The organism is Jiangella rhizosphaerae, assembly GCF_003579925.1.
Taxonomy (GTDB): Bacteria; Actinomycetota; Actinomycetes; order Jiangellales; family Jiangellaceae; genus Jiangella; species Jiangella rhizosphaerae.
Genome location: NZ_QUAL01000389.1, coordinates 1 through 10,380, shown reverse-complemented (window position 1 = coordinate 10,380; position 10,380 = coordinate 1). Strand labels below are relative to the sequence as shown.

The following is a 10,380-nucleotide window of genomic DNA, read 5'->3' as shown; positions in this document are numbered from 1 at the left end:
TCTACGTCGTGCTGGGCCTGGCCTGCGGCATCGCCGCGGCCATGCTGATGGCGCGGACCACCACCGGCAGTTCCACCCACGGCCTGCTCTACGAGCTGGACGCGATCGCCGCCGTCGTCATCGGCGGGACGCTGCTCTCCGGCGGCCGCGGCACCATCGTCGGCACCATCTTCGGCGTCCTGATCTTCACCACGCTGACCAACGTGTTCACGCTGAACAACCTCGACAGCTCCACCCAGGCCGTCGCCAAGGGCGCGATCATCGTCATCGCCGTCCTGCTGCAGCAGCGGGTCGCCGTCCGCAGCCGCGAGTCCACCTAGCGTCCCGAGCCCGCACCACCTCGAACCCACCCCCAAGAGCGCACCCTCCGGACGGACGGTCCGGGAACCGAACCAACGACGAGGAGAGACCCATGTCCGTACGCACGAATCGGCCGTATCGCCGGTTGCTGACGTCCACGGCCGCCGTGTTCGCGGCCGGGGCACTCGTGGTGGGCTGCACCAGCAACGAGCCCGAGGAAGAGGAGCCCGCGGCCGGGGCGACCGACGAGGATCAGGCGCCGGCCGGCGGCAACGACGAGCCGGGCGAGACGGTGACCATCGGCTTCTCCGGCCCGCTCGCCGACCACGGCTGGCTGGCCGCCGTCAACGACTCCGCCATCGCCGAGGCGGAGAAGTACGAGGACGTCGAGCTGCGCACCGCCGAGGCCACCAACGACGCCAACCTGCAGATCAGCCAGATCGAGACGTTCATCAACGAGGGCGTCGACGCGATCGTGCTGCTGCCCACCGACGGCGCCCAGCTCACCGAGGTGGCCACCCGGGCGATGGAGGCCGGCATCCCGGTCGTCAACGTCGACCGCGAGTTCTCCACGCCGTTCGCCGCGCGCACCACGATCCTCGGCGACAACTACGGCATGGGCGTCTCGGCCGGCACCTACGCCTGCCAGCTGATCGAGGAGAACGGCATCGAGGACCCGGTCATCGCCGAGATCGCCGGCATCGACTCGCTGCCGCTGACCCAGGAGCGCTCGCAGGGCTTCGCCGACGCGCTGGACGGCTGCGGGCAGACCGTCGACAACCGCGTCGCCGCCGAGTTCACCGTCGAGTCCGGCGAGGAGCAGGCGTCGAACCTGCTGCAGGCGGCGCCGCAGATCGACATCATCTGGAACCATGACGACGACCAGGGCGTCGGCGTCAAGCAGGCGTTCGACAACGCCGGCCGCGACGAGTTCTTCTTCATCGGCGGCGCGGGCTCGGCGAACGCGATGCGGTGGATCCAGGAGGGCGAGATGGAGGCGACCATCCTCTACCCGCCGACGCAGGCTGCCGACGGCATCCGGCTGGCCCGGCTGCTGGCGCAGAACAAGGGGATGTCGGACCTGGTCCAGGTCGAGGTGCCGCGCCGGATCGTGCTGAACGCTCCGGTCGTCAACGCCGACAACGTCGAGCAGTACCTCCCCCTGGCGTTCGAGTCCTGATCAGGACGGGCGGTGGCGGGGCCGGCGCCGGCCCCGCCCTCGCCCGTCACCAACGGGGGCACACAACGGAAGGCACGACACATGACGGTTGACGACACGCCGACCCTCGGCATCGGGATGGTGGGCTACGCGTTCATGGGGGCGGCCCACTCCCAGGCCTGGCGCAACGCACCGAGCTTCTTCGATGTTCCGATCGTCCCGCGCCTGGTGGCGCTGGGCGGCCGGAACCGCGAAGCGGCCGGCGACGTCGCCAGACGCTTCGGGTGGGAGAGCGTCGAGACGGACTGGCGGAAACTCGTCGCCCGCGACGACGTGGGACTGGTCGACGTCTGCACGCCCGGCAATACCCACGCCGAGATCGCCATCGCGGCGCTCGAGGCCGGCAAGCACGTGCTCTGCGAGAAGCCGCTGGCCAACACCGTCGCCGAGGCCGAGGCGATGGCCGAGGCGGCGGCGAAGGCGGCGGAGTCGGGCGTGCGCAGCCTGGTTGGCTTCACCTACCGCCGGGTGCCGGCCATCGCGCTGGCCCGGCAGCTGGTGGCCGAGGGCCGGCTCGGGCAGCTGCACCACGTCCGCGCGCAGTACCTGCAGGACTGGATCGCCGACCCCGACGCGCCGCTGTCCTGGCGGCTGGAGAAGGACAAGGCCGGCTCGGGTGCGCTCGGCGACATCGGCGCGCACATCATCGACCTGACGCAGTACATCACCGGCGAGCGCATCACCGGCGTCAGCGCGATCCTCGAGACGTTCGTCAAGGAGCGCCCGATCCCCGAGTCGTTCACCGGCCTGGCCGGCGCGGCCTCCGCGGACGCGGCGAAGGGCCCGGTCACCGTCGACGACACCGCGCTGTTCCTGGCCCGGTTCACCGGGGGAGCGGTGGCCTCGTTCGAGGCGACCCGGTTCGCCACCGGACGCAAGAACGCCATCCGCATCGAGATCAACGGGGCGAAGGGCAGCCTCGCGTTCGACTTCGAGGACATGAACGTCCTGCAGGTCTTCGACAACACCGAGGACCCGCGGGTGGCCGGCTTCAAGCGGGTGCTGGTCACCGAGCCCAGCCACCCCTACGTCAGCGCCTGGTGGCCCGCGGGGCACGGGCTCGGCTACGAGCACGCCTTCACCCACCAGGCCGTCGACCTGCTGACGGCCATCGCGGAGGGCCGCGACCCCGAGCCGTCGTTCGCCGACGGCCTGAACGTGCAGCGCATCCTGGCCGCCGTCGAGGACAGCGCCGCCGCCGGGAGCGCGTGGACGGAGGTGCCCGCACCCGCCTGAGATCCAGCGGGCCGGCGCCGACCGGCACGACACGAACACCCGCAGCACTGCGAGGGCCGAGTACCACGGGGGCATCCCCGGCACGGAGCGCACATCCCGTTCCCGACAGTCAGAGGAGACTGTGGTGAGTCATCCCGCGCAACGCGCCCGCCGATGGGCGCGGCGATTATTGGCTGCAGGTGTCGCCGTCGTGACGGCGGTGCCGCTCGCGGTCGCCGCGATGGCGCCTCCGGCCGCGGCCCACCCTGGCCACGGCGGTTACTCGATCCTGGTGTTCTCGAAGACCGCCGGCTTCCGGCACGACTCGATCCCGGCGGGCATCGCCGCGATCCAGCAGCTGGGCGCCGAGCACGACTTCGACGTGACCGCGACGGAGGACGCCGCGGCGTTCACCGACGAGAACCTGGCCCAGTACGACGCCGTCGTCTGGCTGTCGACCACCGGTGACGTGCTCAACGCCGACCAGCAGGCGGCGTTCGAGCGGTACATCCAGAACGGCGGCGGGTACGCCGGCATCCACTCGGCGTCCGACACCGAGTACAGCTGGCCGTGGTACGGCGGGCTGGTCGGCGCCTACTTCGCCAATCACCCGCAGAACCAGACCGCGACGGTCAAGGTGGAGGACCCCGCGCACCCGTCGACGGCGCACCTCGACCCGCTCTGGTCACGGTACGACGAGTGGTACAACTACCAGTCCAACCCGCGCGGCGACGTGCACGTGCTGACGTCACTGGACGAGAAGTCGTACTCGCCGGGCAGCGGGGCGATGGGCGCGGACCACCCCATCACCTGGTGCCAGGACTACGACGGCGGCCGCTCCTGGTACACCGGGCTGGGGCACACCATCGAGTCCTACTCCGAGCCGGAGTTCCTGCAGCTGGTCCTCGGCGGCATCGAGACCGCGGCGGGCGTCACGCCGGCCGACTGCTCGGCCGGCAAGCCGGACAGCTTCGAGAAGGTGACGCTCGACGACACCACCAGCAACCCGATGGAGCTGGCGGTCGCCGACGACGGGCGGGTCTTCTACATCGACCGCAACGGCGCGGTCCGGCTCATCCGGCCCGACGGCTCGGCCACCACGGTCGGCACGCTGAGCGTGTACACCGGCCAGGAGTTCGGCCTGCTGGGCATCGCGCTGGACCCGGACTTCACCACGAACGGCTGGATCTACCTCACGTACTCGCCGACCGGCAGCCAGGCGATCGACCGCGTGTCCCGGTTCACGCTGACCGGCGAGACGCTCGACCTCGCCAGCGAGACCGTCATCCTCGAGTTCCCGACCAACCGGGTCGAGTGCTGCCACGCCGGCGGCGCGCTGGAGTTCGACAACGACGGCAACCTCTACCTGAGCACCGGCGACAACACGAACCCGTTCGCGTCCAACGGCTACGCGCCGATCGACGAGCGGCCCGGCCGGGAGCTCTGGGACGCCCAGCGCACGTCGGCCAACACCAACAGCCTCAGCGGCAAGGTGCTGCGCATCACCCCGTCCGACGACGGCGGCTACACGATCCCGGAGGGCAACCTGTTCCCGCCGGGGACCGCGCAGACCCGGCCCGAGATCTTCGCGATGGGCTTCCGCAACCCGTTCCGCATCGGCCTGGACCCGGCCACCAACAAGCTCATGGTCGCCGACTATGGCCCGGACGCCGGCAGCGCGAACCCCAGCCGGGGGCCGGACGGCCGCGTGGAGTGGAACATCGTCGACGAGCCCGGCTTCTACGGCTGGCCGTACTGCGTGGGCGACAACACGCCGTACATCGACTTCGACTTCGCCACCAACCAGTCCGGCGCCGCGTTCGATTGCGACGCGCCGGTCAACAACTCGCCGAACAACACCGGCCTGACCCAGCTGCCCGCCGCCATCGAGGCGGAGGTCTGGTACGGCTACTCCACCAACCCGCTGTTCCCGGAGATCGGCGGCGGCGGCGCCCCGATGGCCGGCGGCGTCTACCGCTACGACCCCGAGCTGGCGTCGGACCGTAAGTGGCCGGCGTACTGGGACGGCAAGGCGATCTTCGCCGAGTGGAACCAGGGCAACCTGTACTCGTTCCAGCTCGACGAGACCGGTGCGGCGGTCACGGACATCAACGCCGTGTTCCCGGACTGGCCGTTCGCCCGGCCGCACGCCATGCAGTGGGGCCCCGACGGCGCGCTCTATCTCATCGAGTGGGGCAGCGGCTTCGGCGGCAACAACGCCGACTCCGGCGTCTACCGCATCGACTACATCCAGGGCACCCGCGCTCCGGTGGCCCGCATCGACGCCAGCGCGACCTCCGGCCCGCTGCCGCTCGAGGTGGCCTTCGACGGCACCGCGTCGATCGACCCCGAGGGCGGGCCGATCACCTACGCCTGGGACTTCGACGGCGACGGCACGGTCGACTCCACCGAGCCGGAGGCGTCCTACACCTACACCACGGCGGGCGACTACACCGTCGCGCTCACCGTCACCGACGCCGACGGCCTGCAGGACATCGCCAACGTCGAGATCGCGGCCGGCAACACCGCGCCCGAGGTCGACGTCGCGTGGCCGCCGAACGGCGGGTTCTTCGAGTTCGGCGACACCATCCGCTACGAGGTGAGCGCCACCGACGCCGAGGACGGCCAGGGCGAGTGCCCGCGCATCGTCACCCAGCCGGCGCTCGGGCACGACGAGCACTCGCACGAGTACGCCGAGTACTTCGGCTGCGAGGGCGTGTTCCCGCTGCCCGGCGACGAGGGCCACGTCGGCGCGAACATCTTCGGCACCGTCACGGTCACCTACACCGACAACGGCGCGCCGAACGTCAGCCCGCTGACCACGCAGGAGGTGCTGGTCCTGCAGCCGAAGCGGCGCGAGGCCGAGCACTTCGACCTCACCGGCCGGCTGTCGGGCTCCACGTCGGGCGGCGACCCGGGCGTGCAGCGCGAGACCACCGGCGACGTCCTCGGCGGCAGCCAGAACATCGGGTTCATCGAGCCCGGTGACTGGTGGGCCTGGGACCCGATGAACCTCACCAACATCGACAGCATCACGCTGCGGGCGGCGACGCCGAGCGGTGCGTCGACGGTCGAGGTGCGCACCGGCTCGCCGGACGGCCCGACGGTGGCGACGATCACCGTGCAGCCGACCGGCGCGTGGCAGACGTACGACTACTTCACCGGCGAGGTCAGCGGCGAGACGGCCGACGACAGCGGCCCGCTGTACTTCGTCAACGTCTCCGGCCAGCTCAACGTCAACTGGATCGACTTCAACGGCCGCGGCGTCACCGACAACCAGCGGCCCGACATCGAGCTGACCGCGACGCCGACCAGCGGGACCGTCCCGCTGGACGTCGATTTCGCGGCGAGCGCCACCGACCCCGAGGGCGACGACCCGCTCACCTACGCGTGGGTCTTCGGCGACGGCGGCACGGCCACCGGCCCGACGGCGTCGCACACCTACACCGAGCCGGGCAGCTACGACGCCTCCGTGACGGTGACCGACGCCCGCGGCGCCGCGGCGACCGAGCACGTCACCATCGAGGTCGATCCGGTCGTCACCGAGCCGCCGGTCTGCCTGAACGGGCGCTCCGACGGGTTCGACGGCACGTCCCTGGACCGCGACCGCTGGACCACCGTGGTCCGCGAGAACCAGGACCTGGTGGTCGAGGACGGGCACCTGGTGCTGCCGACGTCGAGCACCGACATCTATGGCACCAACAACACGGACACGCCGAACATCGTCCTGCAGGATCTGCCGGACGGGCCGTTCACCGCGACCGCGAAGCTGACCATGCAGGCCTACCGGGCCTACCAGCAGGCCGGCCTGATCATCTACGGCGACGACGACAACTACGCCAAGATGGTGCTCGAGGGCCGCGACACCGCCACCACGAACCCGGCGGCGCGCATCTTCCAGTTCATCCGCGAGGAGAACGGCGCACCCAACGAGGTCGGCGAGAGCAACACCGCCAACCTCGGCGCCGACTACCCGGACACCGTCTGGGTGCGCTACATCAGCGACGGCAGCAACCTGCGCGCCGCCTACAGCGCCGACGGCGTGAACTTCACCGAGATGCCGCAGACGAAGAGCCTGGCCGGCATCGAGAACCCGAAGATCGGCCTGGTCGCGCTGTCCGGCACCGGGCAGCCGGTCACCGAGGTGCGGTTCGACTCGTTCCACATCACGCCGGACGACACCGCCACGCCGCCGACGCCGGACGACGAGTTCGACGGCACGACGCTGGACGGCTGCCGCTGGACCGTGCTGCGGCCGGACGAGGCGGGCTACCGGGTCGCCGGCGGCAAGCTGGAGATCGACACCTCGAACGGCGACATCTACACCGGCGACACCACGCCGCCGCCGGGGAACTTCATGCTCCAGCCGGCGCCCGAGGGCGACGAGTGGACCATCGAGACGCTGGTCGACGGCTCCGCGCTGGTCGAGCAGTACCAGCAGGGCGGCCTGATCGTCTACGGCGACGACGACAACTACGTCAAGTTCGACTTCGTGGTGGACAACCCCGCCGGTCAGCCGGTGGCCCGCCGCATCGAGCTGCGCAGCGAGGTCGGCGCCGCCATCCAGAACCCGCAGCCCCAGGTCACGGGGTTGACGCAGGGCGTGTGGCACCTGCGGCTGACCCGGTCCGGCGACAGCTACAGCGGCGCCTACAGCGCCGACGGCCAGACCTGGACCCAGCTGGGCGAGGCGGTCACCAATACCGCGCTGTCCTCCGGCGACGTCCGGGTGGGCCTGTTCACCATCGGCACGTCTCAGGCGGCGCCGAAGACCGTCACGTTCGACTACTTCCACGTCGACGCTGAGACCGCCGACGAGACCGCGCCGGTGGTCGAGGTGGCCCTCGACCCGGCCGAGCCGACCGGTCGGAACGGCTGGTGGACCAGCCCGGTCTCCGTCACCGCGGTGGGCACCGACGACCAGGGCGGCGAGGTCGCGCTGGAGTACCGGATCGGCGGCGGCGACTGGACGCCGTACACCGGCGCGGTGGTCGTGGACGCCGACGGTGAGCACGCGCTGGAGTTCCGTGGCACCGATACCGCCGGCAACGTGTCCGAGCCGGTCGCGGCGGCCGTCCGCAAGGACGCCACCCCGCCGGTCAGCACCGCCACTATCGGCAGCGCCGGTGGCAGTGCTGTTCAGGTGACGGTGACGGCGGAGGACGCCACGTCCGGCGTGGCGGCCACGGAGTGGTCCCTCGACGGCGGTGACTGGACGGTGTACGACGGCCCGGTCGCGGTCAGCGGCGACGGCGAGCACGAGCTGCGGTACCGCTCGACGGACGCGGCCGGGAACGTCGAGGACGCCAAGGCGGTCACGGTGACCGTCGACGGCTCCGCCCCGGTCCTGGTGGTCAGCGGCGTCGCGCACGGCCAGCTCTACGGCGACAGCCAGAGCCTGACCGTCACCTGGACGGCCACCGACAACGGCCCGGTCACCACGACCGGGACGCTGGACGGCGCGCCCATCGAGTCCGGCGCCGTGGTCGCGCTGCACGCGATCCCGCTCGGCCTGCACGAGCTGGTCGTCGCGGCGGAGGACGCGGCAGGCAACGAGACCGTCCAGGAGCTGGTGTTCTTCTCCACCACGTCGTTCGCCGACATGGAGAGCCTGATCACCCAGTTCGAGACGGCCGGGCAACTCACGTCCCGGGTGGCCAGAGACCTGCAGAAGTCGCTGGCGACCGCCCGCCGCCAGGAGGGCATGGGCCGTGCGGAGCGGGCCGTGATCGCCCTGGAGACGTTCAAGAGCACGGTCAACGCGCAGGTCACCGACGCAGGGGCGAAGAACACCCTGCTGCGGGACGCCGACGCGATGATCATCCGGCTCGGCGGCACGCCGCGGCAGGCGGCGGCCGGCGTCCGGGCCAACGGTGGCGAAGCACTCACCGGTACGGGCCGTCTCGACGGCGATCCGGACCGTACAGAGGGCAGGGAGTTGCCCGCCATCGAGTAACGAGTCCCCCACCCCCACCACGAGGAGACGTCACCATGAGAGTTCTGCTGCCGTCCGGCGCACCGCGCCGGAACGGAACCCGCGACCAGGGCACCTCGGCCCTGCCCCGGATCGCCGGGCCGGGCTCTCATGGGCGACGGGGAGCCGGCCTACGCCGGTTCCCGGCCCCGGTGCCGGAGCGACGCGCTCCGCGCCGGCACCGGGGCGCCACCCTTGTGGCGCGGGAAGGAGCGCTGGCATGAGCGGCGTCGGCATCTGGTTCATCGGCGCCCGCGGCTCCGTGGCCACCACCACGACCGTCGGGCTGCTGGCCATCCGGTCCCGGCTGGCCGGGCACACCGGCATGGTGTCCGAGCTGCCGGAGGTCGCGGCTGCCGGGCTGCCGTCGCTCGACGGCGTCGTCGTGGGAGGCCACGAGGTCGCCGAGGGCACGCTGGGCAAGCGGGCCGAGGAGCTGAGCGCGGGCGGGGTGTTCCCGCCCGCGCTGGCCACCGTCCTCGCCGGCGACCTCACCGCCGCCGACGAGCGGATCCGGCCCGGCGTCGCCGCCGGGCACGGGACGCAGCGCGAGGCGGCGGACCGGGTCGAGGCCGAGCTGCGCGCGTTCCGCGACGAGCACGGCCTGGACCGCGTGGTCGTCGTCGACGTGTCCAGCACCGAGCCGCCGGCCGGCGACGTCCCGGCGCTGGCCACGCTCGCGGCGCTGGAGGCGGCCCTGGACGCGGGCGAGTCGCCGCTGCCTGGCAGCTCGCTCTACGCGTACGCGGCGTTCCGGGCCGGCTGCCCGTACGTCGCGTTCACCCCGAGCCCGGGGCCGCGTGTCCCGGCGGTGTCCGCGCTGGCCCTGGAGCAGGGCGTCCCGTGGGCCGGCTCGGACGCCAAGACCGGCGAGACGCTGGTCAAGACCGTGCTCGGGCCGATGTTCGCGATGCGCGCGCTGAAGGTGCGCTCGTGGTCGTCGGTCAACCTGCTGGGCGGCGGCGACGGGCAGACGCTCGCCGACCCCGACAACGCCGCCAGCAAGATCGCCACCAAGGCGAACGGGCTGGAGTCGATCCTCGGCCACCCGGTCGACGGGCCGCTGCACATCGACTACGTCCCCGACCTCGGCGACTGGAAGACGGCGTGGGACCTGGTGTCGTTCGAGGGCTTCCTCGGCACCCGGATGTCCATGCAGTTCACCTGGTCCGGTTGCGACTCCTCCCTGGCCGCGCCGCTGGTGCTGGACCTCGTCCGGCTGGTGGCCCGGGCGCACGAGGTGGGCGCCTCGGGGCCGGTGCCGGAGTTCGGGTTCTTCTTCAAGGACCCGGCCGCCAGCGACGTGCACGCGCTGAGCCGGCAGTGGGACGCGCTGGTCTCTTGGTGCGAGCGGGCCGGCCGGGGAGCGGTATGAGGCTGCGCGACGTCGCCGAACTGGTGCGGGCGCCCGCGGCGTTGACCGTGCCGGGCGACTCGCTGGCCGGCGCGGCCGCGGCCGGGTTCCCGTACGGCGCCCGGACCGCGGTGACGCCGCTGGCCTCGGCCTGCCTGTACTGGGCCGGCATGGCGCTGAACGACTACGCCGACCGCGACCTCGACCGCCTCGAGCGGCCGGAGCGGCCGATCCCGTCCGGGCGGGTGAAGCCCGGCGAGGCGCTCGCCCTGGCCGCCGGGCTGACGGCGGCCGGCGTCGGGCTGGCGGCGCTGGCCG

The 10,380-nt window shown here is 71.9% G+C and carries 6 protein-coding genes; all 6 read left to right on the top strand.

Translation table 11 applies throughout. The features are described from left to right. Positions 1-320 (top strand): ABC transporter permease (locus DY240_RS26425; RefSeq protein WP_407659413.1); only part of this gene is annotated, 320 nt, incomplete at its 5' end. Positions 321-412: 92 nt separating this feature from the next. Continuing rightward, entirely contained in the window at positions 413-1,480 is a 1,068-nt protein-coding gene (locus DY240_RS26420; protein WP_119662658.1) for a substrate-binding domain-containing protein, read from the top strand. Positions 1,481-1,561: 81 nt separating this feature from the next. Next, positions 1,562-2,755 carry a Gfo/Idh/MocA family protein gene (locus tag DY240_RS26415; RefSeq protein WP_119662657.1) on the top strand — a complete coding sequence of 398 codons (1,194 nt, stop codon included), beginning with the start codon at positions 1,562-1,564 and terminating at the stop codon, positions 2,753-2,755. 190 nt (positions 2,756-2,945) lie between these two features. Continuing rightward, a complete protein-coding gene (locus DY240_RS26410; protein ID WP_199702501.1) occupies positions 2,946-8,690 on the top strand; it encodes a ThuA domain-containing protein in 5,745 nt (1,914 codons plus the stop codon). 238 nt (positions 8,691-8,928) lie between these two features. Next, positions 8,929-10,083, top strand: coding sequence for an inositol-3-phosphate synthase (locus tag DY240_RS26405; RefSeq protein WP_119662656.1), 1,155 nt, complete (start codon positions 8,929-8,931; stop codon positions 10,081-10,083). Continuing rightward, on the top strand, positions 10,080-10,380 hold a 301-nt coding region (locus tag DY240_RS26400), incomplete at its 3' end, for a UbiA family prenyltransferase (protein WP_199702498.1). The genes DY240_RS26405 and DY240_RS26400, both read left to right, overlap by 4 nt.